Origin of the sequence: Terriglobus tenax (genome assembly GCF_025685395.1) — a bacterium.
In the GTDB taxonomy this organism is placed as follows: Bacteria; Acidobacteriota; Terriglobia; order Terriglobales; family Acidobacteriaceae; genus Terriglobus; species Terriglobus tenax.
This window is the reverse complement of the sequence record NZ_JAGSYA010000003.1, coordinates 724,092-750,709: the sequence shown is the minus strand read 5'-3', so window position 1 is coordinate 750,709 and position 26,618 is coordinate 724,092. Positions and strand designations below refer to the sequence as shown.

Here is a 26,618-nt window from a genome sequence, read left to right as displayed (position 1 = left end):
TTTAAGTCAACGTTGCACCCGGAACTGAGGTACAGATTTGTCCAAGACCCTGACACCACGCACCACGGAAACTGAAACGACGGCCCACGACGCTCCCAACGCGACGCAGACCTTCGTCGTCCGACCGACCCCGTTGAAGAACCGGCCTAACAGCGATGTTCTGATGGGTCGCACAGCCCAGGGTGGAAAGATCAATTGGACCACCTCAATCTTCATGGGAGTCTTCCACCTGGGAGCGATCGCAGCCCTGTTCTGCTTCTCGTGGAAGAACCTCGCTGCGTTTGTGGTTCTGTACTTCCTGGCCATCAACGTGGGCATCGGCATGTGCTACCACCGGCTGCTGACGCACCGTGGCTACAAGGTTCCCAAGTGGCTGGAGTATGTACTGACCATCTGCGGCACGCTGGCGCTTGAGGGCGGGCCAATCTTCTGGGTGGCCACGCACCGCGTTCACCACCAGCTTTCGGACCAGGAAGGCGACCCGCATACGCCGCACGACGGCACCTGGTGGGCGCATGCCGGATGGATCATCTCCGGTCGCACGCTGCACACCCACACCGCGATGCTGGCCCGCTACGCTCCTGACCTGACCAAGGACCGCTTCCAGGTCTTTATGTCGAAGTATCACATCCTGACCATCGCGGTTGCCGCTGCCATCTGCTACGCCATCGGCGGCTGGTCCATGGTTGCCTGGGGCATTGGGCTGCGCACGGTTGTTGGCCTGCACGCCACCTGGCTGGTCAACTCCGCCAACCACCTGTGGGGCGCGCGCCGCTTTGAGACTCGCGATGATTCCCGCAACAACTGGTGGGTTGCCCTGCTGACCGGCGGCGAAGGCTGGCACAACAACCACCACGCTCACCCGGTAAGCGCCCGCCACGGCCTGACCTGGTACGAGTTCGACATCAACTATTACGGCATCTGGGTGATGGAAAAGCTGGGTCTGGCCAAGAAGGTTCTGGTCGCGCAGTGGGATCCGTCGGATCCGAAGCCTGCTGGCAGCTAAACGGCTGTTTTTGCATCCGGAAAAGGCCCGCTTCGGCGGGCCTTTTCACTTTCCATATCCAGACGTTCGCTCCTCACTCGCTTCCCTCGTACACTACTAATGCCGTGCGCATTCTGACCCGCTATATTCTGCGAGAGCTTCTCTCCCACGCCCTGCTGGGCGGCGCACTGTTTACCTTTGTGCTGTTCATGCGCGACCTGGGCAAGATTCTGGAGCTGGTCGTGCGTGGCTCTGCTCCGCTGACGGACGTCTTCCGCATCTTCCTCTACACCGTACCCAACACGCTGACGCTGACATTGCCGATGTCCGTACTTGTGGGCGTACTCCTGGGGCTGTCGCGGCTGGCGGCGGACTCCGAGGTGACGGCGATGCGCGCCAGCGGTATGGGCGTGCTGAGCTTTACGCGGATTGTCTCCATCATCGCCGTGGGAGCGTTTCTGCTGGGTCTTGGCAACTCCCTGTACCTGGCGCCGAAGGCGGCAACCGCGCTGATCCAGTTGGAGAACCAGCTCAAGCAGTCGCAGGTCAGCTTTGAGGTGCAGCCGCGTGTCTTTTACGAGGACTTCAAGGACTACGTTCTCTACGTGCAGGATGTCGTGCCCGGTGTGGGTGCGGCACAGTGGAAGCATGTCTTCCTGGCCGACCTGGCGCATCCGGCTTCCCCTCTGATCACCACGGCCAATGAAGCGATTGTGGTCAACGGCGGCAACCAGACGCTTCGCATGAGCCTGCATGACGGCGGCCAGCACCAGATCGCGGCAAACGATCCGAACCAGTACAACATCTCCACTTTCAGCGAGACAGATCTGCCCATCAGCGCGGGCGGCCCGGATGACACGCACATCACGCGCCGCAACACGCCTCTGCTGGCCATGGGGATTCCCGAGCTGATGCGGAAAGACGCGCCTGATATCACACTGCGCCGCATTGAACTGCAGAAGCGCTTCTCCTACCCCTTTGCCTGCTTTGTACTGGTTCTGGTGGGTGTTCCGCTGGGGCTGTCATCTCGACGCGGGGGCAAGTCGACCGGGTTCGTCCTTACCATCCTGCTGGTCTTCATTTATTACCTGTTCTCGTCCATCGGCGAGTCGGTGGCCCGCCAGGGCAAGCTGCCGGTGGTGGTTGGCGTGTGGGCCGCAAACGTCATCTTCGCTCTGGCCGGCATCACGCTGCTATGGCGGCTTTCGGTGGAGACGATCTCCCTCGGCAAGCTGGCGACCGTTGGCCACTGGATAAGCTCCAGGTTGAAGCGTGGCAAGACAGGCTGTGCGCAGCCGGAGGATTCGTCCGCCACCCGCATCAATGATCGCGTCTCCCGCAAGACACTGTGGGGCTTCCCGCTGCTGCTGGACGATTATGTGATGCGGCAGTTTGTGGCCAGCTTTGCCATGGTGCTGGCCTCATTTATCTCACTGTCCCTCATCTTCAGCTTCTTTGAACTGATCGGCGATATTATCCGCAACCGGACGCCGCTGGTCACCGTGGGCGACTACCTGATCAACCTGATTCCCTACATGCTGTACAACCTGGCGCCGCTATGCGCCTTGATCGCTGTGCTGGTGACATTTGGCGCTCTGAACCGCACCAGTGAGATTACGGCGATGAAAGCGACGGGCATCTCGCTCTACCGCATTGCGGCGCCGGTGATTGCGCTGGCGGGCGTGCTGGCCGTCTCCCTGTTTGCCTTCGACGAGTTCTACCTGCCGGCGGCCAATAAACGGCAGGAGGCACTGCGTTCCGTCATCAAGGGACGCCCCGCGCAGACCTTTCTACGTCCGGACCGGAAGTGGATCAGCGGGCAGGCCAGCAAAGCTGGTGAACCGACACGCATCTTCTACTACCAGTTCTTCAATCCGGATCAGAATGCGTTTGCCAACCTGACGGTCTTCGAGTTCCAGCCGGGATCGTTCACCCTGCAACGCCGCGTGTTCGCCACAAGCGCCCATTGGGACCAGAGCGCGCGCCAGTGGATTCTTGAGAACGGATGGCAGCGTACCTTCGACAAGGAAGCGGTTGCAACCTACCAGCCCTTCACCGTCTCGCTCTTTCCGGAGATCCACGAGCAGCCAGGCTACTTCAAAAAAGAAGTCGTCGCCGCGCAGGAGATGTCCTTTGGCGACCTGGCCAGTTACATCAACGACCTGAAACAGTCCGGCTTTGACACCATGCGCCTGCGAGTCCAGTTGAATCACAAGCTGGCGTATCCGCTGGTCACGCTGGTGATGGCCGTGCTGGCCATTCCGTTTGCGCTGTCGATGGGACGCAAGGGGTCTCTGACTGGCATTGCCGCGGCCATTGGACTGGCGATTGCCTACTGGGTGATTGCCGGCCTGTTTGAGGCAATGGGCAACGTGAATACCCTGCCGCCGATGCTGGCCGCCTGGTCGCCGGATATTCTGTTCGCTTTTGCCGGGGCTTATCTGCTGCTGCGCACACCCACCTAGGCAATTCGATACAGTGGAAGAGCAAATGCCTGAAGGAGTTCTAACCAACGTGAAGATTGTTGCCCTGAGCCTTGCTCTTTCCGCCACCGCCGTCCTGGCGCAAGGCACCGCCGCCACCACCCCGAAACCTGCCCCCAGAAAGACGACGCCCGCGGCCACGCACCGGACCGGGACGGTAGCAACCCGCAAGCCCGCAGCCGCACCCGCGGTTGCACCGGACTTCAATCCGGCAGGAGCCCCTCCGATTTCCGGCGCTCCGCAGACGCTGTATGCGTTGACCTATATTGACATCAAGATTGGCGATGGTCCGCTGGCCGAACCCCGTAAGTTCTACACCGTGCACTACACCGGCTGGCTGCCGGACGGCACCAAGTTTGACTCCTCGGTAGACCGCAACCAGCCCTTCACCTTCCCCTACGGCGCACGGCGCGTCATTGCCGGCTGGGACACGGGTTTTGAAGGAATGCACGTCGGCGGCAAGCGCCGCATCCTGGTGCCCTGGCAGCTAGGCTATGGCGCGGCCGGAAGCGGCCCGATTCCGCCGAAGAGCCCGTTGATCTTCGATATCGAACTTCTGGCGCAGTCGGACACGCTGCCGCAGCCTCCGGCGGAACCTGCACCTTCCACCCCTCCTCCGGCATCTAGTTCCCAGCAGCCCAAGTAAGCAGGAGATTCGTCCAAGCTGATGTTTCAACGCCTGTCACCACTTTTTCCATACCTGAAGCGCTATCGCAAACAGCTTGCGATGGGAGCGGTGGTGACTGTGCTGTACAACGCCAGCAAGATCGCGCTGCCAAAGATCATTGGCAGCGCGGTAGACGACATGCGCGAGGGCGTCACCCAGGCCAAGATCTTTCATCATGGCCTGTTGCTGTTTGGCGTGGCGGCTCTGAGCGCCGTGTTCCTGTACCTGATGCGGCAGATCGTCATCGGCGCAAGCCGCGAGATTGAGTACGACCTGCGCAACGACCTGTTTGAAAACCTGCTGCGCCAGCCGCCGAGCTTCTATCATCAGCACCGCACCGGCGACATTATGGCGCGCACCACCAATGACCTGAACGCCGTTCGCCAGTTGCTTGGACCGGCCATCATGTACAGCGCCAACACCATCGTCTTTACCGCCGCGGCGCTGCCATACATGATGAAGATCAGCCCCTGGATTACGCTGTGCGCGTTTGTGCCGCTGCCGGTCGCGTCCATCGTGGTGCAGTACTTCGGCAGCAGGATCCATACGCGGTTTGAGCGAATCCAGGCCATGTTCTCGGAGATCTCGGCCAAGGCACAGGAGAACTTTTCCGGAGCCCGCTTTATCCGTGCCTTCGCGCAGGAAGAGGCTGAGATTGCCAGCTGGGAAGAGGCCAACCGCGAGTACATCCGCCGCAGCCTGCTGCTGGTTCGCCTGATGGCCATGCTGTGGCCCACGCTGGAGTTCGTGCTCGGCTTCGCCATGGTGATTACGCTGCTGGTCGGTGGACACGAGGTGGTAAAGGGCCATGTCTCGGCCGGCAACTTTACCGCTTTCGCCATCATCATCGTGCAGCTTACCTGGCCCATGATTGCGTTGGGATGGGTGGTGAACCTTTTCCAACGCGGAACAGCATCGGTCGCTCGTATTGATGAACTGTTGAAGTACCAGGCGGCGATTGATAACTCCGCTGTCGACGCCTCCATTGCAAAGGACCTGAAACTGCGTGGAGAGATTGAGTTCCGCGGACTGGACTTCGCCTATGGATCGAATGCGCCGGTGCTGCATGGCGTTGCGTTGAAGGTTCCGGCAGGCACATCGCTGGCGATCGTTGGCCCGACAGGTTCAGGTAAGTCGACGCTTGTGAACCTGATTCCCCGCCTGCTGGATGCTCCGGACGGCCAGGTGCTGATTGATGGCATCCCCATTCGCAACTATCCGCTGACGGTGCTGCGCAGCAATATTGGCTTCGTACCGCAGGAGACCTTCCTGTTCTCGGAAAGCATCCGCGGAAACATTGCCTTTGGCGTGGAGAGCGCGACCGATGAGCAGATTGTGCAGGCCGCGACCACGGCGCACATTGCGGCAGAGATCCAGGAGTTCCCCAACGGCTTTGACACCCTGGTGGGCGAGCGTGGCATTACTCTGTCTGGCGGACAGAAGCAGCGCACAGCCATTGCCCGCGCGCTGATCCGCGATCCGCGCATCCTGATTCTGGATGATGCCCTGGCCTCGGTCGATACCTACACCGAAGAGAAGATTCTGAGCGGCCTGAAGCATGCGATGCAGGGCCGCACGACGATCTTTATCTCGCACCGTGTCTCAACGGCATCGAATGCCGACCAGATCGCCGTGCTGATTGATGGCCGCATTGCCGAGCTGGGCACACATGAAGAGCTGCTGTCGCTTGGTGGCTACTACACCAGCCTGTATGAGAAGCAGCAGCTCGAAGAAGAGATTGCGGTAACCGCCTAGGCGCTCCAGCTTGAGGAAGCAGACGCTGCCTCGGGAGTCTGCATGGCGGCAGCTGGCATCGTCTTCGCAAGGGATTCCTGGCGTGTCCGCAGGTCACGCGGCATCACGCTCCGGGCTTCAGGGTCGCGGGCGGCAACAACCCAGGCCTCACGGACTTCCTTCACGCAGGCAATCACCTCTTCAAACTGCTCGCGCGATTCGTAGTGCGATGCCTCCAGCGTGAGCTGGAACATGGCGGCGTAGAAGTCAGCCAGCGCCGCGGTAGTCTTTGCGCAGACATCCGTACGCAGCGTGGTCTGCAGGTAGATAAAGATATCGGTCACGCGCTTGACCGCTGTCCGACGACCGTGAATATCATGCTCGTCCACACACTGTGCCGCGCGGTAAAGAAAGCGCAGCGCGCCGTCGTAGAGAGCCACGACAAGTTCAATTCCGGTCGAGCCCGCGAGTGCCTGCTGTTCGTAGCCGTTCATCTTTGGTTATCCCTTCGTGTTGTAGCCAGTGATTGCCGCATAAATCTTGTCTACCTGACCAAGTTGATCCGGAATGGACTGCAGGATCTGGTTGGCGGCGGTAAGTTGCGAGGTCAACTGCGTTTTAAAGTTGGCAATACGATCTTCCGTGGCTGAAATGCTGTCGTTCAAAGCCCGTTCCTTGGCTGTGTTTTCGCGCTGAGCACCGTAAATAATGCCGGTCGTAGAGCCAGAGCCAAGCCCATCGACCACCGAACGAAAATGCTGACCGAAGCTACCCGTGTTCTGCAAAAATCCAACAACATCATCAAAGTGCCTTGTCAGGGTCGCTTCCAGGCCGGTCGCATCGAAGCTGAGCGTGCCATCCTTCTGAACCGTGATGCCCAACTGGTCGATACTCTTGATCGATCCGCTGCCAGCTCCGCCAAACAAAGCTGAAGTCAACTGCTGCTGCAATAAGGCAAGCGTGGAGGTTCCCGATAGAGCCGGGGCCGTGCCTCCGCTGCTGACCGTCGACTGCGCGGTCAGTTCCTTCGATACCGTGTTATAGGCGGTCACAAAGCTGTTGAAGGCTGTTTCAATCGAGGAGTTGTCATTAGCGATCACAACCTGAACGGGTGTGTTCAGGTCCGCGGAAACAAGCTGAAACGACACTCCGGGAATGGCTCCGCTCACCGTATTGGAACTGCTGGTGATCGCTACGCCATCGACCGTCAGTTGCGCATCCCTGGCTTGTTGTCCCTGCTGCAGAGTGATTGAGTTTCCGCTGCTGTCACTGATACTGCCGGTCACGGTCAACGCACCGGCTGAGCCGCTGGTCTGGCTAACGAGCGAGAGACGGGCACCTGAACTATCGCTGATGACACTTGCGCGGACACCGATGCCGGCAGCGTTAATCGCCGTGGCATAGTCGGTAAGACTTCCCCCCGAGGGAACATCCACGGCCTGCCCTGTATCACTGCCGACTTGAATCGTGAGTGATCCGCTGATGGAGGCCGTCGCGCTGGAGATGGTACTGGAATACAGAGAGGAGGTCTGTGCCAGCGACTGCACAACCACGGTATGACTCCCGGCAACCGCTGTGCTTGATGCCGATGAGAGAGAAAGAATATTGGCGGCGGAGCTGGAACCCTGCTTCTGCGCCAGAACGCCGTTGAAGTCCGTAAGACTGGTCAGGCTGCTTGAAAGCGTCGCCAGGTCTGTCCCAATCTGGGAGAGCACCGTGTCCTGGCTCTGCAGACTGGTGAGCTGGTTTTTCCATGGCGTCTCAATCCCCTGGCGAATGGCAACGATCGAATTGACGGTCGTGGCCACGTCAAAGCCGTTTCCGCTGGTAGCTGAACCGAATGTAAGACCGACTGTCCCCATGCCAAGACTCTTCGCACGTCAGTTGCCAAACATCCCTGACGATGGATTAACTTACTGCAAGAAAAAATGGCGGATGGGACTTGAGTAGCTCCCATCCGCCCGAAGAAACGCATGAATTATTGCAGGAGCTTCAGGACCTGCTGCTGCACCTGGTTGGCCTGGGCCAGGGCGCTGATGCCCGTCTGGCTCAGCACCTGGAACTTGGCCAGGTCGCTGGTGGCGCTGGCGTAGTCCGTCGAACGAACGTTGGACTCAGCCGATGTCAGGTTTTCGCTCTGGGATGCGACGACCGACTGTGCCGCGCTGAGCTGGTTGATGTTGGCGCCAAGCTGACCGCGCTGGTAGGCAACGTCCGCAATGGCGGTGGTCAGGCTGGTCAACACGGTCTGCGCCGTGGAGGCCGTCAGAGTCGCAACGCCGGAAGCGGTGAAATCAACACTGTTGCCTGCCGCATCGGTACCCACGCTTGCGGTGCTCAGGGCGCCGGTCGTATCGCTGAAAGCGGTCGCGCCGGAGCTGGTTCCGTCCGAAACAAAAATCGTTGTCGCCGAGCTGGAGAAAACCGTGTTGCCGTTGAAGTTGGTGGTCGAGCCGATGTTGCCGACTTCGGTCAGGATGTTCTGGTACTCCTGGTTGGCGGCGGAAACCTGCGACGAGTTCAGGGTACCGTTGGCAGCCTGGGTCGCCAGGGTAACAGCACGATTCAGCAGGTTGGTCACCTGCGACAGAGCGCCATCGGCGGTCTGCAGCAGGCCGATGCCATCGCTGGCGTTACGGGCCGACTGGTTCAGGGCAGCAACGTTGGCATGCAGGCCATCGGCAACGGCCAGGCCGGCTGCGTCGTCCGCACCGGAGTTGATACGCGAACCCGAAGAAAGCTGGGTCAGCGTGCTCTGCAGGCTCTTCTGCGTCTGCGAAAGGTTGTTCTGCGCGCGAATCGCGGCGATGTTGTTCAGGACACTCAGGGACATTGGGATTCACTCCTTGGTACAGCAAAAGATTGAATTTCGCTTTGCCTGCCTGGTGCCCGTTGGTGGCTCACCTCGCGGAAGGCTCCGCGTTCACCACCCTCATCGGCCTGTCAAGCATGGACATTAGCCCGGTACGCAAAAGTAATGGGAAATCCCCTTGGGCCGATAACCAGCAATGAGCACCGGAGTGCATCACCATGATTGAACTAACACGGCTGAACGGCCACACGATCTATATGAATGCGGAGCTGATCAAGTACATCGAAGCCGCGCCGGACACCATGATCACGCTGGTGACCGGAGAAAAGATCGTTGTGCGTGAAGGCTGCCAGCAGGTGATGGATCTTGCCCTGCACTACAAGATGAACCTGCTGCGTTCCACATGGCCGACTGCTCTGGAAGCTCTGACGGCAAAGATTGCGCACGGTACTGAACCCCACACCCGGTAAAGGATAAAGACCATGGACATCGCCAGCGTTGCAGGCATTGTGCTTGCCCTTCTCGGCATTCTTGGCGGCATGATGATCGAAGGCGGCAAGCTTGCCCAGATTACGCAGCCCACGGCCATGATGATCGTCGGCGGTGGCACCGCAGGTGCCGTGATGCTTCAGTTTCCCCTCAGCATCTTTCTGGCTGCCATAAAGAAGTTCATCTCCGTATTCCTGCACAAGGGCGCCGACGGCAACGCCATGGTCAAGCAACTGGTTGACTTCGCCAACAAAGCCCGCAAGGACGGCATCGTCTCGCTGGACCAGGAACTGGGCAAGGTTACAGATCCCTTTCTGAAGCAGGCCATGATGCTGGCCGTCGACGGCACAGAGCCGGCCGAGGTTCGCAACATCATGCAGCTTGAGCTGGACAACAAGAGCGAGATCGAAGAAAAGATTCCGCAGGTATTTGAATCTGCCGGTGGATTTTCACCAACAGTTGGCATCATTGGCGCCGTGCTGGGCCTGATCCAGGTAATGCAGCACCTGGACAACATTGACGAGGTCGGCCGCGGCATCGCCGTCGCCTTCGTTGCCACCATCTATGGCGTAGCGCTGGCCAACCTGGTGTGCCTGCCCGCTGCGGGCAAGCTCAAGATCCGCCATCGGGAAGAAACCATGCTGAAAGAGATGATGCTCGAAGGCGTCGTCAGCATCCTGGAAGGCATGAACCCGCGCATGATGGAGACCAAGCTGCGCACCTTCCTGATGGAAGAAGGACACGCGGAGAAGGCATAACGTCATGGGAAAAAAGAAACATCCCGAACACGTCAACCATGAACGCTGGCTTGTCTCTTACGCCGACTTCATCACCCTGCTCTTCGCCTTCTTTGTGGTACTGTTCGCCTCCGGTCAAAGCGACAAGAAGAAGTCGCAACGTATGGCCGCGGCCATGCAGGCGGCCTTTACGGATACACGCATCTTCGAGATGCACTCGGCAACGCCCGCACTCACGGAAGGTGGAGCGGGAGCACAGTCCATGCCGGTTGAGATGCCGCTGGCCATGGCTCCTGACATCCGCAAGAGCGATGGAGAGGGCGGCAGCAGTCCGGAAGAGATCGCGGCCAGGGTCCGCCAGGCCATACAACAGGTACAAGCCGCACAGCAGGCTCCCCTGCAGAGCAAGTCCGCAGGCAAGCTGCAGCCCGGAGGCTCCATCTCCGTGCATCAGTCTGCCGACGGTATCACCGTTTCCTTGCAGGAGGCAGGCTTCTTCGCCTCCGGCTCCGCCGAAGTATGGGCTGCTTCAGAAAGTGCGCTTGCGAAGATTATTGCCGCGCTGCCTGCCAACATGAAGATCCGCGTGGAGGGGCACAGCGACAACCGCCCCATCCACACCGCGCAGTTCGCCTCCAACTGGGAGCTGTCGTCAGCGCGCGCGTCCGCTATTGCACGCGCCATTCTTGAGCAGACGAAGATCGATCCCGGCCTGATCTCCGCCGCTGGCTATGCGGAGTTTCATCCTGTTGCCTCCAATGCCACCGACGAAGGGCGGACACAGAACCGCCGCGTGGACATTGTTATTCTGCAGCCTGCGCCAGCGGCACCTGCTCCGCAGCCGGTAGTTACGCCTCCGCCACTTGCACCCTCTTCGCAATGATGCGCGTGGAGCCCTGTAACCTTCCCGGGCTTCGCGCGTATCATAGAGTGAAGATGCACACACTTCGCACCATGCGCGGATTTGCAGCGGCCATTGTTCTGGGCGCTATGCTCGTCATCATGGTGTGCGCGGGCATGGCTGCTCCAGCCATGGCGCAGAACATGCCGGCAGATTGCCCCCTGCATCCGCACCAGCAGCAGCCTGCTTCCTGCTGCGCGGCTAATCACCGCAGCGATGCTGTCACCGAACCGCAGGTTCGCCTGCCAGACCTTGCGCTTGCGGAGATTTTGCCGCTGACGCATGTTGTCTTTGACAGGGTGGCAGTAACCAACGCTCCGCTGCCCGAGGTTGCTTTGCCTCCACCGCCAGAGCTGGTCGCACTCCGTATCTGATTCCCCTTTCAGCCCTGTCTTCGCGCGCATAACCGTCGCGCACCTGACTGTTTTTTTGCTGAAAGGACATCTATATGTTTCGCCGTATCTCCGCGGGCCTCCTCCTGCTCGCAACCTCTGCTGCCATCACGGCGCAGGAACACGACCACGCTTCCATGCCAGGAATGACGATGGAACCCACGACCAGTCTTCTGGACATGGAGCACTCCATGCAGCGCATGGACCATCCCACCAGCTTCATTGACAGCATCCTGAACCATGTCACCTCCGGCACCACGGCGGAACCGGTCTCCACTCCCATGCCCATGCTGATGAAGCATCACGGCGAGTGGATGCTGATGCTGCACGGCTCCGCCTTTGTGACCGACACGCAGCAGAGCGGCCCGCGTGGCAAGGACAAATTCTTCTCCACCAACTGGGTGATGCCGATGGCCCAGCGCAAGGCCGGCCCCGGCCTGTTCACGGCGCGCGCCATGTTCTCGCTGGAACCGGCGACGATCACCGATCGGCGTTATCCGGAGCTGTTTCAGCAGGGAGAAACCGCCTTTGGCCAGCCCATTGTCGATGGCCAGCACCCGCACAACTTCCTGATGGAGCTTGCAGCCATCTACGATCTGCGGCCAAGCGAGAACACGCTGGTCAGCTTTTATGCCGCACCTGTCGGCGATCCTGCCATTGGACCAATCGCCTATCCGCACCGCTGGTCGGCCGCGGAAGATCCTATCGCGACGCTCGGCCACCACCAGCAGGACTCGACACACATTGCCTACAACGTCTTCACGGCGGGCGTAACTTATCGCTGGATCCGCGTGGAGCAGTCGGGCTTTCATGGCGGCGAGCCGGACGAAGGACGCTGGCAGTTCCAATCCTCGGCCAACGGCCATGGGGTGGATTCCTACTCGACGCGCGTCACGGTAAACCCGACACGCAACTGGAGCGGGCAGTACTCCATCGCGCATATCAAAGCTCCGGAGGCATCCCACCAGGGCGAGGATCAGGCGCGGCAGACTGCCTCAGTGATGTACAACCTCCCCATCGGCAAGCAGGGTTCCATGAACATGGCTCCGGGCAACCTGGCCATTTCACTGATCTGGGGCCGCACGCGGGCGATTCCCGACAACAAGAAGCAGAACTCCTACACACTGGAGGCGCTGTATCACTTCGCGAAGGCGAACTCCGTGTGGACGCGCATGGAGCTTGCCGGACGCACCACGGAACTGCTCGGCGACTCGCACGAAGAACCGGCAGGCCATGTCGCGGCCTATACCTTTGGCTATGACCGCGACTGGCACATTGCTCCGCACCTGACGGCCGCTCCGGGGGCGCAGTTCACCACCTACTCTCCCTCTCCCGCGCTGACAGCTGCTTACGGAGCGCATCCGTTCGCGGTACAGGCCTTCGTGCGCTTTCGCATAACATCCAAGTAGCATGACCATCTACCTGGCAACCACCAACCCCGGCAAGCTGCGCGACTTCGCTGCGATTGCACAGCAGCACAACGTAGAAGTCGCCCCCCTGCCGGGGCTGGCTTCTATTCCGGAACCGCCGGAGAACGAACCCACCTTCGAGGGCAACGCGATCGCGAAGGCTGTCTACTACTCGCAGCACGCCCGCGGACTGCTGGTGATGGCCGACGATTCAGGGCTTGAAGTCGCGGAGCTGAACGGAGCGCCCGGCGTACGCTCCGCCCGCTATGCCGAAGACCTGGGCTTCCCTGCCGAACCCGGCTCCACCAAAGACGGCCGCAACAATGCTGCACTGCTGCAAGCAATGAATGGCATTCCGCAGAACCAGCGCCAGGGCCGCTACCGCTGCGTGCTGGCCATCGCTCGCGACGGCCAGGTGGTGAAAACCGCCGAGGGCACCGTGGACGGCCTTGTGCTGGAGACTCCACGCGGAGACGGCGGATTTGGCTACGATCCGCTTTTTTATCTGCCCGAGCTGCAGCAGACGATGGCCGAGGTTTCGCTGGAACAAAAACAAAGGCTCAGCCATCGTGGCCGAGCCTTCGAGTCGCTGCTGCGGCAACTCTAAACGGGAGACTACTCTGCCAGTTTGAACTCCGGTTCGGCTTCGCTCCAGGCCATGCGCAGCCCGTGCCAGAAGGGACCTGCGCCCATCATGCGGACAGCGGTCAGGCTGGCACCGATATACCAGGGGGCACGGCCTTTCTGCCACATGGCCGATACCGGCTGCATCACACCATTCGCATCCGGGTGGAAGACGCGCTCATCCCAGCGGCGCGAACCTTCGGGAAACTCCGGATAGTTTCGGATGGCGGCCAGTGTCGACTCCAGCACGCGATGCTTCCACGGCTCGGCATACTGCGGCATAAAGTGGACGTGGCTGACGCGGTCGATGCGGACCTCGTGCACGAACTCCGCAAAGCTGGTGGCCTGCGTCAGGTTCACGTTCGCATTGGGCTCGGTGCCGTGGCGGTCACCGCCGCTGATCAGCAGCATGCCCCAGCGCTCCGCCATTTCGATGACCGTACGGTTCTCCTGCCAGTTGCGCAGACCGTTCAGTTCCAGCGCATGGACAAAGCCGCCGCAGTCGCGCAGGAAGCGTTCCACTTCCATCACGTGGCGTTCCACACCAATGTCGTACAGGTCCCACATGGGGTGGTTGAAGACGATCAGCACCTGCTTGATCTCGTGCAACTCGGCCAGGATCGCGCGAACCTCGCGCTCATCCGGCATGGCGGTCGCCGCTTCCATACGGACCATCCACTGCTGGCTGGTGGCCGCCGGCAGGTTATGAATGCCCAGGTGGAAGGTTGTGACGCCGAAGGGTGCGCTCCACTCCACGCTGATGGCCAGATCTTCGTCCGCATTGGCAGCGCGCAACAGCAGCGGCGCGTTGATGTCGTCGTGATCGGTGATGGACACCATCGCCTGCAGGTCGAGACCCTTCTCAATCTGGTTGCGTTCCAGGTCAAGCGCCTGCATCGGCGTCAACGGAGGAGTCCAGTAGGCGCGGTCAAAGTCCAGCTTCAGACCGTAGCGGCCGGCGCACTTCTCTTCGCGGGAACGCACAAAGCGCTCCAGCCAGGGAATCTTGTTGCCCATGGCGGCGATGAAGTTCAGAGTCTCCTTGGACTGGTTGGTGTGGCTGTGAAGCGAAACCCCGCTCCGGAAGGACCGGGTATTTACTCGCTCTTTCCAACTGCAGGTAATCACGCTTGGCATCTTCGTGCCCTCCGACCCTAAGGTCGCGCGAAACACGTCAACAGATGGTCAGCGATATAAGAACAGTTTGTGAAAAGTGCACCAAAGTTGGTACAGCACAAAAATCGCACAATTTTCCGATAATCGCACGCGACAGGCGTCTTTTCCTTGACCCTCGTTTTCTACGGGCGGAATAATACGGTTGCCGCAGCTTCTGGCTGACATCCGTTTCCGAGGTCACACCCACATGGCGACAACCGCCCCACAGCCTGCCAGCCCCACCCTGAAGGGGGTTCAGCCCCTCCGTGCGGGCGAAGGCAACTCTTTTGTATGGCGCCGGCTCCATTCGCTGACCGGCATCATTCCCATCGGCGCGTTCCTGGTCGAGCATATTGTTTCGAACTTCGAGATCGTGAACGGTCCCGTGGCCTACGCCAAGCAGGTGCTGTTCCTGAACAGCCTGCCGCTGGTCCGCGTTCTGGAGTGGGGCTTCATCTTTATTCCCCTGCTCTTCCATGCGCTCTATGGCGTCTTTATCGCCGTCCGTGGCCGTACGAATGTGAATGTCTATCCGTGGGCCGGAAACTGGATGTACCTCTCCCAGCGTGTAACGGGCCTGATCGCATTCGCGTATATCGTTCAGCACGTACTTCGTCAGCGCTTCATGGGTGTCAGCCTGCCTGAGCACCCCGGCCTGGCCTATGCCAAGGTGCAGTATGAGTTGATGAATCCATGGATGTTCGCCATCTACTGCATCGCCATGATCGCCACCTGCTGGCACTTTGCCTACGGCATCTGGCTGTTTGCAGCCAAGTGGGGCATTACACCGGGCGAGGTCGCCCGCAAGCGTTTTGGCTGGGTCTGCACGGTTGTTGGCGCCGCCCTCTGCATCATGGGCCTCGTCAGCATCTACGCTGTCACCTACAGCCGCCCTTATTCGCCGGTTGATGTGCTGCCCCAGCAGACGGAAGATTCTGCCCCGGCAGTTCCACCCGCTTACGCACCGCAGCAATAACTGAAGAGGATACGAACCACCATGGCTGCAGCTACTCCAAGAATTATCGTCGTCGGTGGCGGACTCGCGGGTCTGTCCTCCGTCATCAAGATCGCCGAAGCGGGCGGCAAGGTCGACCTGTTCTCGATCGTCCCCGTCAAGCGCTCGCACTCCGTCTGCGCCCAGGGCGGCATCAACGCCGCCAAGAACCTGAAGGGCGAAGGCGATGACGTCTACAAGCACTTTGACGACACCATCTATGGTGGTGACTTCCTGGCCAACCAGACGCCGGTCAAGAACATGACCGCGCAGGGTCCGGCCATCATTGACCTTCTGGACCGCATGGGCGTGCCCTTCAACCGCACCCCCGAAGGCCTGCTGGACTTCCGCCGCTTCGGTGGCACGCTGTACCACCGCACCGCCTTCGCAGGCGCAACCACCGGCCAGCAGCTGCTCTACGCCCTGGACGAGCAGGTGCGCCGCTTCGAGTCTGAAGGCAAGGTCACCAAGTATGAGGGCTGGGAGTTCCTCTCCGCCGTCCTGGGCAGCAAGGGCGAGTGCCGCGGCATTGTGGCCATGAACCTGCGCACCATGGAGACCAAGACCTTCCCCGCCGACGCCATCATTGTCTGCACCGGCGGCAACGGAGCCATCTTCGGCAAGAGCACCAACTCGGTCGTCTGCACCGGCTCAGCCCAGTCCGCTCTCTATCAGCAGGGCGCGTACTACGCCAACGGCGAGTTCATCCAGGTTCACCCCACAGCCATCCCCGGTGAGGACAAGCTTCGGCTGATGTCTGAATCCGCCCGCGGCGAAGGTGGCCGTGTATGGGTCCCGCGTGACCCGAAGGACAAGCGCCAGCCCAACTCCATCCCGGATGCCGAGCGCTGGTACTTCCTCGAAGAGAAGTATCCCAAGTACGGCAACCTGGTCCCGCGTGACATCGCTACCCGCGAGATCTTCAAGGTGGTCTACGAGAACGGCATGGGCATCGACGGCCAGCCGATGGTCTATCTGGACGTCTCGCACCTGCCGCCCGAGCGCCAGCACAAGCTCGAAGGCATCCTGGAGATCTACGAGAAGTTTGTCGGCGACGATCCGCGCAAGGTCCCGATGAAGATCTTCCCGGGCATGCACTACACCATGGGCGGCCTGTGGGTGGACTTCAACCAGATGACCAACATCCCCGGCGTCTTCGCCGCGGGTGAGGCCGACTACTCCATCCACGGAGCCAACCGCCTCGGCGCGAATTCGCTGCTCAGCTGCATCTACGGCGGCTTCGTGGCCGGACCGAAGGCCATGGAGTACGCCAAGGGTCTGGTTCCGCAGGAAGGCGACGGCGGCCACGCGGCCGAGCTGGTTCGCCAGCAGCAGTACAACAATATTCTGCTGAACAACCAGGGCACCGAGAACCCGTTCAAAATCTGGCGCGAACTCGGCGAGACCATGACCCAGCACGCCACCATCGTGCGCTACAACAAGGGCCTGGACGAAGCCGACGCCAAGCTGGTCGAACTGCTGGCCCGCTACCGGAATATCAACCTCTCGGACAAGAGCCAGTGGGCTAACACCAGCTTTGCCTTCGCCCGCCAGCTCTACAACATGCTGGAGCTCGCACGCGTCATCGTGCAGGGTGCACGCCTGCGCGACGAAAGCCGCGGTGCACACTACAAGCCCGACTTCGAGAAGCGCGACGACGAGAACTTCCTCAAGACAACGATGGCAAGCTTTGTCGACGGAGCACCCAGGATCGAATACCAGGAAGTGGACACACAGTACATCAAGCCGCGTCCCCGCGTGTACACCTCCAACTAAGACCAAGGGTTGGAGGACTTCCGTCCTCCAACCGGATTAAGCACACGGCTTTAGCCGTGTGAATCAGGACTCTCTACGAAAGGGGCTTTAGCCCCGGAGCTTACAAAGCCCCTGAGGTTCAAACAAGATGCCGACCACGATTGAAGTCGAAGTGAAGCGCCAGAACGGTCCCGACGGCAACGGAGCTGTCGAACAGTTCTCGATTCCCTATCGCCCCAACATGAACATCACCTCGCTGCTGGGCGAGATTGCGCTCAACCCGACCACCAAGGACGGCAAGGCGACCACACCGATCACCTACGACTCGAACTGCCTGGAAGAGATCTGCGGTTCGTGCGCGATGCTGATCAACGGGAAAGCCCGCATGGCCTGCTCCGCTCTGGTGGACAAGCTGATGGAAGAGGGCGGCGGCAAGATCACGCTGGCCCCGCTTTCGAAGTTCCCCGTCGTCCGCGACCTTGCAGTCGACCGCCAGGTTCTCTTCGAGAACCTGAAGAAGGTGAAGGCCTGGGTTCCGATTGACGGCACGTATGACCTGGGCACAGGCCCCAAGCAGGCTCCGCAGATTCAGGAGCAGCGCTACCCGCTGTCGAACTGCATCAGCTGCACCATCTGCATGGAGGTCTGCCCGCAGTTCAACGATGTAACCAACTTCGTCGGCGCGGCGACCATCGCACAGGCCAAGCTCTTCAACATGGACCCCGCAGGCTCCGTACTGAAGGAAGAGCGCCTGCGTGCGCTCTCCGGCGACGGCGGCGTGCAGGAGTGCGGCTTCGCCCAGAACTGCGTCCAGGCCTGCCCCAAGGGCCTGCCCTTGACCGAAGCCATCAGCGACATGGGCCGCGATGTCTTCGTGCAGAAGGTAAAGGACTTCTTCCGCGCGTAGGCGTAACTAATTGCAAAGAAAGGGGCTGGCAATATGCCAACCCCTTTCTTATTTCACCTAACCATCACATCAGTGCCTACTTCCTCACCTGCACCAGTCTCCCTGTCATCGCCGAGATATCACTCAAAGCCTCATCGCTGACCGTTGCCGCAGCTGCACGGCGAGCTTCGCGAATCTCCGGCTCCTTGCCCTTCACCTTGTACTTGGTCTGGCGAGCGTCGGCGATGGTCTGTAGCCAACGCCTTGCTTCGGCCTGCACAGCGGTACTCTGACCGCCCTGCGCCGCACCGGCAATCACGGCATCGGTCTGCGGAGTCTGTGCGAAAAACATGGCGGTCAGCAGCGTGGTCTTGGTCTCATCCTTCTTCGCCTTGTTGAACTCCGTCACCAGGGCGTCTGCCCAGTTCTCTTCCGGCATGGGCAGCAGCAGGAAAACCAGCGCCATGGGGCGCTTCAGGGTCATGGCGTGCTGCGGAAGAACCACCTGAAAGTTCCCATCATCCAGCAGGTGCAGCGCTGCCTGGGTGGCATCCATACCATCGACGGAGAGCTTGTGCACCATGTTGAAGTAGGCCAGCGGCACCACATCGGCCAGGTCGGTGGCTGGCAGCGTGTCCGCAATCAGCTTTTCGTCGTCAGGCGAGTGGCTCATGCTCAGCAGCAGGGCGCTGCCGTCGTACTTGAAAAAGCGCGGCGTCTGGGGGTTCTTCAGTTCGGCACGCAGTTGGGGCAGCATACCAGCGGGGTCAGCCTTTACGTCCTTCCAGAAGGCGTCCATCTGCGCAGCTTTCTCCTTCTGCTGCGATGGGCTGATCATGTGAGGAGAAAAGTTATAGACGCTGGCAACGCGGCCATGAAAATCCCCCTGCGTGGCTTCCGTCCCCTGCCCTCTGGCTGCTCCTGAAATAAGACAGGCAAGCATCCACGCCGTAAAAACTCGTGCTCGCATTAGCTTCCTCCACTTCTTTAGATGCGTTACCCTAAGCCTTCATTACCTGAGGATGAGCATGAAAATTACCGCCGCCGCGTTTCTGACACTTACCGCACTCCCCCTGCTGGCACAGGAAAAGCAGCCTGCCTGGGTCCGGACCTCCGACGGCTACACCCAGCTTCTGCTCGATCTGGACAAGAAATACTCTCCGGAATCGGCCTCCGGACAGGGCCTGGCGCAGTTTGACGCCGATATTTCCGTCCCAACGCTGGCCAACGAGGACGCCCAGCGCAAGGACACCGAGGCTGTTCTGGCCAAACTGGTCTCCGCCGAAAAGTCCGAACCAGACGAACTGGTGCGCCAGGACCTGGATATCCTGATCGACAGCACGCAGCGCGACTTCAAGCGCCAGGACTACTCCCGCGCGCACAATGTGCCATTTATCAACGCCGCGGGCTATGTGTACAGCGGAATTGAAGCCTTGCTGGACGACCAGGTAACGCCGGATCGCCGCAAGGCCGCGCTGGTGCGCCTGGCCAAGTACACCGGGCAGACCAAAGGCTTCCAGCCCATCACCGCCATCCTTCGCCAGCGCACCGAAGAGCAGATTGCCAAGCCTGGCATGATCTACCCCGCGAAGATGCGGATGGAACTCGAACTCTCCCGCAACAAGGCACGCGTCGATGGTATCGCCGACCTGTTCAGGAAGTACAAACTCACCGGGTGGGAGGCCAACTACGCCCTGCTGCAGAAGCAGCTTACCGACTACGACACCTGGCTGAAAGCAACCGTGCTGCCCAAAGCGCGCACCGACTTCCGTCTGACTCCGGAAGAGTATGCCCTGAACTTTGCTGACTACGGCATCGACATTACGCCGGCACAGATTGACCGCCTGGCGCATGCCGCCTTTCAGGACTACCAGGCGCAGATGCAGCAGATTGCGACCAGGATCGCCCAGCGCGACCACCTGCCGAACTCGGACTACCGCTATGTCATCGCGCAACTGAAGCTGAAACAGATGACCAACGACGAGATTCTGCCCTTCTACGAGAAGCGCCTGCACGCGATTGAAGAGATTATCGAGACACAGCACCTGGTCACGCTGCCGGACCGCCCTGCAATCATCCGTCTTGGCTCTCCGGCGGAATCTGTCCAGCAGCCGGCCCCGCATATGATTCCGCCGCCATTCCTGAACAACACCGGCCAGCGCGGCGTCTTTGTGCTTCCTTTGAACATGCCGGCCGTGGGTGGCGCAGCCGCACAGAAGGTGGATGACTACACCTTTGACGCCGCCACCTGGACGCTGATCGCCCATGAAGCCCGCCCCGGCCACGAACTGCAGTTTGATTCCATGGTGGAGCACGGCGTCTCCAAGGCCCGCGCTCTCTATGCTTTCAACTCCACCAACGCAGAAGGCTGGGGACTCTACGCCGAGTACATCACGCTGCCCTACATGCCGCTCGAAGGCCAGTTGATCAGCCTGCAGTTCCGCCTTCTGCGCGCCGCCCGTGCCTTCCTGGACCCGGAACTGCAGTCCGGCAAGGTAACCCCTCAGGAGGCGATGCGCGTCCTCACCTCCGATGTAGGCATGTCCGTCCCTTTCGCCAACCAGGAGGTGGAGCGTTACACCTTCCGCATGCCGGGCCAAGCCAACAGCTATTTCTACGGCTATACGCGCCTGCTGGAACTGCGGAAGTCGACCCAGGCGGCCCTGGGGCCAAAATTCAACCAGCAGCGCTTCCACGACTTCATCCTGGCGCAGGGACTCCTGCCGCCCAACCTGATGAAGAAAGCCGTGGAAGACCACTTCATTCCCGACGAACAGAAAAAGTGATCGCCCTGAAACAAGCATGAGAAAAGCCCCGCATTTGGCGGGGCTTTTCCTCTTCTGTTCGGGGTCACGCTCAAGGCGCTACGTCGTGAAGATTACTTGGTGAAGAGCTTGTTACCTGGTGCCGTCTTCTCAGTTTCTTTGATGCGCTGTTGGCCCCGGCGGGCTGCCTCCATGGCTTCCTGGTTAAGCTTGTTCAGGTTTTCCGTGTCGCCTTCGCGATGCACCAGCGCCTCGTGCGAGGGACGCGCCGGATCTTTGGTCGAATTTACGCCGATACCCATAGTTCAATCACCTCTCTGGGCATACTCTGACGCAGAGTATGCCGTTGGGGTTTCCTACGGTTCCGGGTGCTTATTTGCGCTGCGAAACTGGTCGCCAAGATACTTGGCGCAGGATTCCGCAGAGCTTTTCACGCCATGATGGGATTGCTCGAAGTAGTACGCATAAGCAAACCGGACTGCGCCCTGACGGTCAAACAAGGCAATCGCTGCCTGTTCTCGCGATTGCCAGTTGAGCAACAGCACTTTGTGGCGGGTATCCGCCTTTGTCGTGCGTGAGACACCTTCCAAAATGTAGTCCGCATCCTCGCGGCTACTGACAATCGTCGCCGGAACCTGCTTCGCTTTCCATGCCTCGAGCATCGCGAGCCGAAACTCGCCCTCCACCGCCACGTACACCTTTGGCTCCACGACAAGTTCGTAGGGCTTCCTCTGCTTGCCCTCTATCTCCCTGGAAAGGTGCTTTGCAAAGCTATCAGCAACGCTTTGCTGCCCCCGGTTCGCCAGAGCTGCCGATGCCTTTTCCTGCCATACCTGCGTGCGATCACTATTCCGTGTCAGATTGAGCGTGGCGTCCAGATGCTCTGCATCAACGCCCAGCCAGAAGGCCTTCGCTGTGGAAGCGCGTGTCGAGTCTATGCTGCCATCGATGACATAGTCCGCCGTAGCAGGATTTCGAACAATCGTTATGGGCAGCTCTCTTTTGTATATGGCCGCAATCAGAAAGTACTCAAAACCATCGATCGGCTTCACCGCAAAGGTTGCGTTTTCGGGGATTTGCGGCTTCTTCTCGGCAGCGTGTGCCATTGTGGCCGAAACGAGCGTGAGCAGGCACAGCAAGCCTTTGCGTAGCGATTGCATCACTTTCAGAACTCCATGGATAAGCTGGATACCGCTACCATAGAGCAGTACCTTCCATTCGCCAATGAAAATTGTTCGCTTCCTCCTGATCGCGACCACAACCCTGAATCTGGCCATCGCCTCGCCGGGCCAGCAGGAATCTCGAAAGAAGACCATGCAACAGGACCCCGCCAAAGTTCACGCCGAAGCTCTTGTGATTGATACCCATGCCGACACGCCGCAGCGCTTTGTCGACGAGCACTGGGACTTCCTGGCCCCGCTCAACGGTGGCATGATCAACTACGAGTCGGCAAAGAAGGGCAACCTGGACGCCCTGTTCTTCTCCATCTGGGTGGACCCGTCCCAGTTTCCGGCAAACCGGTCCGCCGTGCGGACCCTGTCGCTGATTGACGGTGTTCTGGAGCAGGTGCGTCTGCACCCGGCTCAGATGTCGCTGTGCCGTACTCCGGATGAGATCGTCGCCGCGCACAAGGTCGGAAAATTCGCCGCCTGCATGGGCATTGAGGGCGGCCACTCGATTGAGAACAATCTGGGTCTGCTGCGCGATTACTACCGCCTCGGCGTCCGCTACATGACGCTGACCTGGTCCAACACCAACGACTGGGCCGACAGTTCCGGCGACATGGACGACCCCGCCGTGAAACACCACAACGGCCTGACGGAGTTCGGCAAGCAGGTCGTCGCGGAGATGAACAAGCTGGGCATGATGGTCGACGTCTCTCATGTTGCCGACAAGACCTTCTGGGACGTCATCGAGGTCAGCAAATCGCCCATCATCGCCTCACACTCTTCGGCACGTGCGCTGACGCAGTCCACACGCAACCTGACCGATGACCAGATTCACGCCGTCGCCAAAAACGGAGGCGTGGTGATGGTGAACTTCTTCCCTGCCTTCATCGACGAGAAGTGGCGCCAGGCATGGAACGCCAGCAGGCCGGAACGGCAGAAAGAGCAGGACGCCCTGGAAGCCGAATGCCACGCCAAGGGGATTCCCGTCTCCTATGCCGCGTCGGACGCGATTGACCGCAAGTATGCGGCAAAGATCGGCCGCGCTCCCCTGGAGTCGCTGATCGACCACTTTGACCATGTCATCAAGATTGCCGGCATTGACCATGTCGGCATCGGCACAGACTTCGATGGCATACCGCAACCACCAGCGGGAATCGACTCCGCCGCCGACCTGCCAAAGATCACCGCAGCACTGATGGCGCGCGGCTACTCCGCCGCCGACATGAAGAAACTACTGGGTGGAAACCTGCTGCGTGTCTTCCGCGAAGTGCAGGCGAAGGCCGACCCATCCTTCCAGTAAGACGTGTTACGGGGAAGTTAGTTTCGAAGGTTAAATTCCTATAAGACGAAGATAGTCCGGGAATAGGTCGCCAGTAACCAGTCGATCTTCCCGGACTAAAAAATCTCAAAAAAATATCTAAAATCCCTTTACAAACAAGCGAACAGAGGAGCATCTTACTCGGCGGCCCAAGAAAGGCCGCAGGTAAGTTGCAATGAAAGTTTCACGTTGTTGTTTGTTTGTCCTCGGGCTATTTTTTCTGTTGACGGTTTCCTTCCCCGCCAGGGCGCAGCACTACACCCAACCAGCCCTCATCCTGAAGCCAGACCATCCAGAGAACTTCAAACCAGCTTTTGCAAATGCGGTTGCTACAGAAATACAGCAACGCTGGCAGGAACTAAGTCCCGGTCACCCCTCCCCACTCTTCTACCTCTCGCAGATGCCCTCCGCCGCCTCAGACTTCCCCGAAATACTGTTCGTACGCTTCACCGGCTCCTGTGACATTCTGCCCCAGCTTCCCCCTCCCCACGCTCCCAGACCGCTTGGTTCCGTTCCCTTCGTCAATGGCGAGCCAATCAATTACATCCTGATCGACTGCCAGGAGATCGCACAGACGATCAACGATGCGATCGCTCCCATGAAGCCTGCGGAGCGCATGGATGCCATGGCGCGAGCCATCTCCCGCGTCTTCCAGCATGAATATCTGCATATTCACCGCCATACCGCTCACCATGACGAGACCGGGGTCTTCGCTTCCGCCCTTTCACGGCGCTTTCTGGTCGCTCCGGATCCTCCGGTTGCGCCCACTGCGATGCTCTCAACGGCTGTGATTGAGACTGCCGGTGCTCTCTGACACAACAGGACGAAAGTGCGCCAGACCTAGTAGGCTTTAAGGGTGATGGTTCGCGCTTTCGTCCTTAGTGTTTCGCTCGCAGTCTCCGCCTTCGCCCAGCAGCAGACAACGCCCGCGCCCAAGCCGGTCGATGACCTGCCGGACACGCCCAGTACCACGGCCAACATCGTGCAGGAGGCCAAGCCGAACGGCCCAACGGCCGTCATTGACACCTCTATGGGGCGGCTGACCTGCCAGTTCTTCCAGAAGGAAGCCCCCATTACCGTTGCCAACTTCATTGACCTGGCCAACGGCACCAAGGACTGGGCCGATCCGCTCAGCCAGGAACGGAAGCACAACACGCGCTTCTACGACGGCACCACCTTCCACCGCGTCATTCCGCGGTTCATGATCCAGGGCGGCGACCGCGCCGGCAACGGCACCGGCGACCCCGGCTTCATGTTCAATGACGAGCTGACCCCGGCGCTGACCTTCAACCAGCCCGGCCGGCTCGCTATGGCCAACTCCGGCCCCGGCACCAATGGCAGCCAGTTTTTCGTTACCGAGGCTCCGGTGATGGAGTTGAACGGCAAGCACACCATCTTTGGCCAGTGCGACGCGCATTCGGTGGTCGTCGTGCAGACCATTGCCCGCGTCCCGACCAATTCGCAGGACAAACCTTTGACGCCGGTGACCATCAATAAGGTCACCATCGTCCCCGAGGGCCAGCCCCTGCCTCCGGACCCCATGCCGGCGCCTGCCGCTGTAACGCCCGCGCCAACAGCCCAGTAAATCCACCCAATTCCTGTATCCTGACTATCGCAAGGAGAAACTATGTCACGTACCCCCGGCACCTACGCCGTTTTCAATACCACTGAGGGCACCATCGTCTGCCGCCTGTTCGAGAAGGACGCGCCGGAGACCGTTGCCAATTTCATCGGTCTGGCCGAAGGCACCAAGGACTGGACCTCGCCGTCGAAGAAGGGCGCCAAGCTGTACGACGGCACCATCTTCCATCGCGTGATTCCTGACTTCATGATCCAGGGTGGCGATCCGGAAGGCTCCGGCATGGGCGGCCCCGGCTACCGCTTTGCAGACGAGACCAAGGGCAGCCCGCACGGCTTCCAGGAAAAGGGCAAGCTGGCGATGGCAAATGCAGGCCCCAACACCAACGGCAGCCAGTTCTTCATCACGGTTGCCCCCACCACATGGCTGACCGGCCGCCACACCATCTTCGGCGAAGTGGTCGAGGGCTACGACCTGGTCGAGAAGATCAGCAAGGTCCCCACCGGCGCAATGGACCGTCCGAAGAAGGATGTCCAGATCGAGTCGCTGGTGATCGAGCGCGTCGCATAACGACTCACTACGTCGCAGCACAGAAAGGCCCGCCAACCGGCGGGCCTTTTGCCTTTTCTGAAAACTAACACCTAAGAAACTCACAACTGCCTTCAAGCCATCCCAATCACGCCACAAAGCTCTTTCACCGAATCCGCACTGCGATTCAGCGCGGCCTGTTCGTCGGCTGTCAGCTTGATTTCGATGATCTGCTCCACGCCCTTCTCTCCCAGCTTGACCGGCACACCGACGTAGAGTCCGCTGATGCCGTATTCGCCCTCCAGGTACACGGCGCAGGGCAGAATCTTCTTCTTGTCCTTCAGGATGGCCTCGACCATCTCCACTGCAGCGGCTGAGGGGGCATAGAACGCCGAGCCGGTCTTCAGGTATTTCACAATCTCCGCGCCTCCGTCGCGGGTGCGTTGCACCAGCGCCTCCACACGGTCTGCCGGAATCAGCTCGGTGATGGGAATACCAGCCACCGTCGAGTAGCGCGGCAGCGGCACCATGGTGTCGCCGTGGCCGCCAAGGACAAAGGCCGTAACGTTCTCCACCGAGACATGAAGCTCTTCGGCAATAAACGTCCGGAACCGGGCCGAGTCCAGCACGCCCGCCATGCCGATAACCCGCTCGCGCGGGAAGCCGCTGAGCTTGAAGGCGGTCTGCGCCATGGCATCCAGGGGGTTGGAGACGACGACGAGGATGGAGTTTGGCGAGACGGCTATCACCTTGCTCACCACGTCGCTCATGATCTTGAAGTTGGTCTGCAACAGGTCATCGCGGCTCATACCCGGCTTGCGCGGAATGCCTGCCGTGATGACCACCACGTCAGAGTTTGTCGTCTCCGCGTAATCGTTGGTGCCAATCACCGAGCAGTCGCGCTTCTCAATCGGCATGGCCTCCAGCAGGTCCAGCGCCTTGCCCTGGGGTATGCCTTCGGCTACGTCAACAAGCACTACGTCACCGAGTTCTTTTTCTACAATCCAGTTTGCCGCGGTTGCGCCTACATTGCCTGCACCAACAATCGTGATCTTCTTCCGCATGCGCCGGTATCCCTCCAAAAATCAGGGAACCAAACTACCACGGATCACGCTGGCCGCTCTACCTGCAACAGGAAAATGGATCATCATGCTTTGTCATTTCGACCGGAGCAAGGCTGCATTTCCGCCTTGCGGAGCGGAGAAACCTGCACTCTGGAATGCAGGTCTCTCTACT

General features: G+C 60.0%; 26 protein-coding genes. 18 read left to right on the top strand and 8 right to left on the bottom strand.

The window, feature by feature from the left end; all coding sequences use genetic code 11:
- Window positions 1-163 precede the first annotated feature (163 nt).
- The 4 genes from OHL13_RS03210 to OHL13_RS03195 all read left to right on the top strand — a co-directional run bounded on the left by OHL13_RS03210 (window position 164) and on the right by OHL13_RS03195 (window position 5,890).
- Window positions 164-1,006 (top strand): acyl-CoA desaturase, encoded by an 843-nt coding sequence (locus tag OHL13_RS03210; protein WP_263409116.1) that lies wholly within the window; start codon window positions 164-166, stop codon window positions 1,004-1,006.
- Between the two features lie 104 nt (window positions 1,007-1,110).
- A complete protein-coding gene (gene lptG, locus OHL13_RS03205) occupies window positions 1,111-3,450 on the top strand; it encodes an LPS export ABC transporter permease LptG (protein ID WP_263408666.1) in 2,340 nt (779 codons plus the stop codon).
- 25 nt (window positions 3,451-3,475) lie between these two features.
- Entirely contained in the window at window positions 3,476-4,114 is a 639-nt protein-coding gene (locus tag OHL13_RS03200) for an FKBP-type peptidyl-prolyl cis-trans isomerase (RefSeq protein WP_263408665.1), read from the top strand.
- A gap of 21 nt (window positions 4,115-4,135) precedes the next feature.
- Window positions 4,136-5,890: an ABC transporter ATP-binding protein gene (locus tag OHL13_RS03195; RefSeq protein ID WP_263408664.1), complete on the top strand. Its 1,755-nt coding sequence runs from the start codon at window positions 4,136-4,138 to the stop codon at window positions 5,888-5,890.
- Here the strand turns inward: OHL13_RS03195 and fliS are convergent.
- The 3 genes from fliS to OHL13_RS03180 form a co-directional block, all read right to left on the bottom strand.
- A complete protein-coding gene (fliS, locus tag OHL13_RS03190) occupies window positions 5,887-6,363 on the bottom strand; it encodes a flagellar export chaperone FliS (RefSeq protein ID WP_263408663.1) in 477 nt (158 codons plus the stop codon). The genes OHL13_RS03195 and fliS overlap by 4 nt on opposite strands.
- 6 nt (window positions 6,364-6,369) lie before the next feature.
- Window positions 6,370-7,731, bottom strand: a complete 1,362-nt coding sequence (gene fliD / locus OHL13_RS03185; RefSeq protein ID WP_263408662.1) for a flagellar filament capping protein FliD — start codon at window positions 7,729-7,731, stop codon at window positions 6,370-6,372.
- Window positions 7,732-7,847: 116 nt separating this feature from the next.
- The gene (locus OHL13_RS03180; RefSeq protein ID WP_263408661.1) at window positions 7,848-8,702 is read right to left on the bottom strand and encodes a flagellin; all 855 of its coding nucleotides are present in this window, start codon (window positions 8,700-8,702) and stop codon (window positions 7,848-7,850) included.
- Between the two features lie 197 nt (window positions 8,703-8,899).
- Between OHL13_RS03180 and OHL13_RS03175 the strand changes: the two genes are divergently transcribed.
- The 6 genes from OHL13_RS03175 (at window position 8,900) to rdgB (ending at window position 13,216) form a co-directional block, all read left to right on the top strand.
- On the top strand, window positions 8,900-9,151 hold the full coding sequence (locus OHL13_RS03175) for a flagellar FlbD family protein (protein ID WP_263408660.1): 252 nt from the start codon (window positions 8,900-8,902) through the stop codon (window positions 9,149-9,151).
- A 12-nt stretch (window positions 9,152-9,163) separates the two neighbouring features.
- The gene (locus OHL13_RS03170) at window positions 9,164-9,928 is read left to right on the top strand and encodes a flagellar motor protein (protein WP_263408659.1); all 765 of its coding nucleotides are present in this window, start codon (window positions 9,164-9,166) and stop codon (window positions 9,926-9,928) included.
- 4 nt (window positions 9,929-9,932) lie between these two features.
- Window positions 9,933-10,790, top strand: coding sequence for a flagellar motor protein MotB (locus OHL13_RS03165; protein WP_263408658.1), 858 nt, complete (start codon window positions 9,933-9,935; stop codon window positions 10,788-10,790).
- A 53-nt stretch (window positions 10,791-10,843) separates the two neighbouring features.
- Complete coding sequence (locus tag OHL13_RS03160) at window positions 10,844-11,182, top strand: hypothetical protein (RefSeq protein WP_263408657.1); 339 nt, start codon at window positions 10,844-10,846, stop codon at window positions 11,180-11,182.
- Between the two features lie 74 nt (window positions 11,183-11,256).
- On the top strand, window positions 11,257-12,609 hold the full coding sequence (locus OHL13_RS03155; protein WP_263408656.1) for a hypothetical protein: 1,353 nt from the start codon (window positions 11,257-11,259) through the stop codon (window positions 12,607-12,609).
- 1 nt (window position 12,610) lies between these two features.
- Window positions 12,611-13,216, top strand: coding sequence for an RdgB/HAM1 family non-canonical purine NTP pyrophosphatase (gene rdgB, locus OHL13_RS03150; protein ID WP_263408655.1), 606 nt, complete (start codon window positions 12,611-12,613; stop codon window positions 13,214-13,216).
- 8 nt (window positions 13,217-13,224) lie between these two features.
- Here the strand turns inward: rdgB and OHL13_RS03145 are convergent, their stop codons facing one another.
- Window positions 13,225-14,370: a PHP domain-containing protein gene (locus OHL13_RS03145; RefSeq protein WP_263408654.1), complete on the bottom strand. Its 1,146-nt coding sequence runs from the start codon at window positions 14,368-14,370 to the stop codon at window positions 13,225-13,227.
- A 226-nt stretch (window positions 14,371-14,596) separates the two neighbouring features.
- Here OHL13_RS03145 and OHL13_RS03140 point away from each other — a divergent pair, with 226 nt between their 5' ends.
- The 3 genes from OHL13_RS03140 to sdhB all read left to right on the top strand — a co-directional run bounded on the left by OHL13_RS03140 (window position 14,597) and on the right by sdhB (window position 18,044).
- The gene (locus tag OHL13_RS03140) at window positions 14,597-15,364 is read left to right on the top strand and encodes a succinate dehydrogenase (RefSeq protein WP_263408653.1); all 768 of its coding nucleotides are present in this window, start codon (window positions 14,597-14,599) and stop codon (window positions 15,362-15,364) included.
- A gap of 21 nt (window positions 15,365-15,385) precedes the next feature.
- Window positions 15,386-17,158, top strand: coding sequence for a succinate dehydrogenase flavoprotein subunit (gene sdhA / locus OHL13_RS03135; protein ID WP_263408652.1), 1,773 nt, complete (start codon window positions 15,386-15,388; stop codon window positions 17,156-17,158).
- Between the two features lie 127 nt (window positions 17,159-17,285).
- A complete protein-coding gene (gene sdhB / locus OHL13_RS03130) occupies window positions 17,286-18,044 on the top strand; it encodes a succinate dehydrogenase iron-sulfur subunit (RefSeq protein ID WP_263408651.1) in 759 nt (252 codons plus the stop codon).
- Window positions 18,045-18,120: 76 nt separating this feature from the next.
- Here sdhB and OHL13_RS03125 read toward each other — a convergent pair whose 3' ends face one another.
- A complete protein-coding gene (locus tag OHL13_RS03125) occupies window positions 18,121-18,993 on the bottom strand; it encodes an HAP2/GCS1 family protein (RefSeq protein WP_263408650.1) in 873 nt (290 codons plus the stop codon).
- A 58-nt stretch (window positions 18,994-19,051) separates the two neighbouring features.
- Between OHL13_RS03125 and OHL13_RS03120 the strand changes: the two genes are divergently transcribed.
- Window positions 19,052-20,809: a DUF885 domain-containing protein gene (locus OHL13_RS03120; RefSeq protein WP_263408649.1), complete on the top strand. Its 1,758-nt coding sequence runs from the start codon at window positions 19,052-19,054 to the stop codon at window positions 20,807-20,809.
- Window positions 20,810-20,901: 92 nt separating this feature from the next.
- Here the strand turns inward: OHL13_RS03120 and OHL13_RS03115 are convergent, their stop codons facing one another.
- On the bottom strand, window positions 20,902-21,090 hold the full coding sequence (locus OHL13_RS03115) for a hypothetical protein (protein ID WP_263408648.1): 189 nt from the start codon (window positions 21,088-21,090) through the stop codon (window positions 20,902-20,904).
- 54 nt (window positions 21,091-21,144) lie between these two features.
- Window positions 21,145-21,948: a hypothetical protein gene (locus OHL13_RS03110; RefSeq protein ID WP_263408647.1), complete on the bottom strand. Its 804-nt coding sequence runs from the start codon at window positions 21,946-21,948 to the stop codon at window positions 21,145-21,147.
- A gap of 64 nt (window positions 21,949-22,012) precedes the next feature.
- On the opposite strand from OHL13_RS03110, the gene OHL13_RS03105 reads away from it, so the two are divergent.
- The 4 genes from OHL13_RS03105 to OHL13_RS03090 all read left to right on the top strand — a co-directional run bounded on the left by OHL13_RS03105 (window position 22,013) and on the right by OHL13_RS03090 (window position 25,424).
- Window positions 22,013-23,257 carry a dipeptidase gene (locus tag OHL13_RS03105; protein ID WP_317889893.1) on the top strand — a complete coding sequence of 415 codons (1,245 nt, stop codon included), beginning with the start codon at window positions 22,013-22,015 and terminating at the stop codon, window positions 23,255-23,257.
- 193 nt (window positions 23,258-23,450) lie between these two features.
- The gene (locus OHL13_RS03100) at window positions 23,451-24,089 is read left to right on the top strand and encodes a hypothetical protein (protein WP_263408646.1); all 639 of its coding nucleotides are present in this window, start codon (window positions 23,451-23,453) and stop codon (window positions 24,087-24,089) included.
- Between the two features lie 45 nt (window positions 24,090-24,134).
- Window positions 24,135-24,860 carry a peptidylprolyl isomerase gene (locus OHL13_RS03095; protein WP_263409114.1) on the top strand — a complete coding sequence of 242 codons (726 nt, stop codon included), beginning with the start codon at window positions 24,135-24,137 and terminating at the stop codon, window positions 24,858-24,860.
- Between the two features lie 42 nt (window positions 24,861-24,902).
- A complete protein-coding gene (locus OHL13_RS03090; RefSeq protein WP_263408645.1) occupies window positions 24,903-25,424 on the top strand; it encodes a peptidylprolyl isomerase in 522 nt (173 codons plus the stop codon).
- Between the two features lie 92 nt (window positions 25,425-25,516).
- Here OHL13_RS03090 and mdh read toward each other — a convergent pair whose 3' ends face one another.
- Window positions 25,517-26,446, bottom strand: a complete 930-nt coding sequence (mdh, locus tag OHL13_RS03085) for a malate dehydrogenase (protein ID WP_263408644.1) — start codon at window positions 26,444-26,446, stop codon at window positions 25,517-25,519.
- Between the last annotated feature and the right edge of the window lie 172 nt (window positions 26,447-26,618).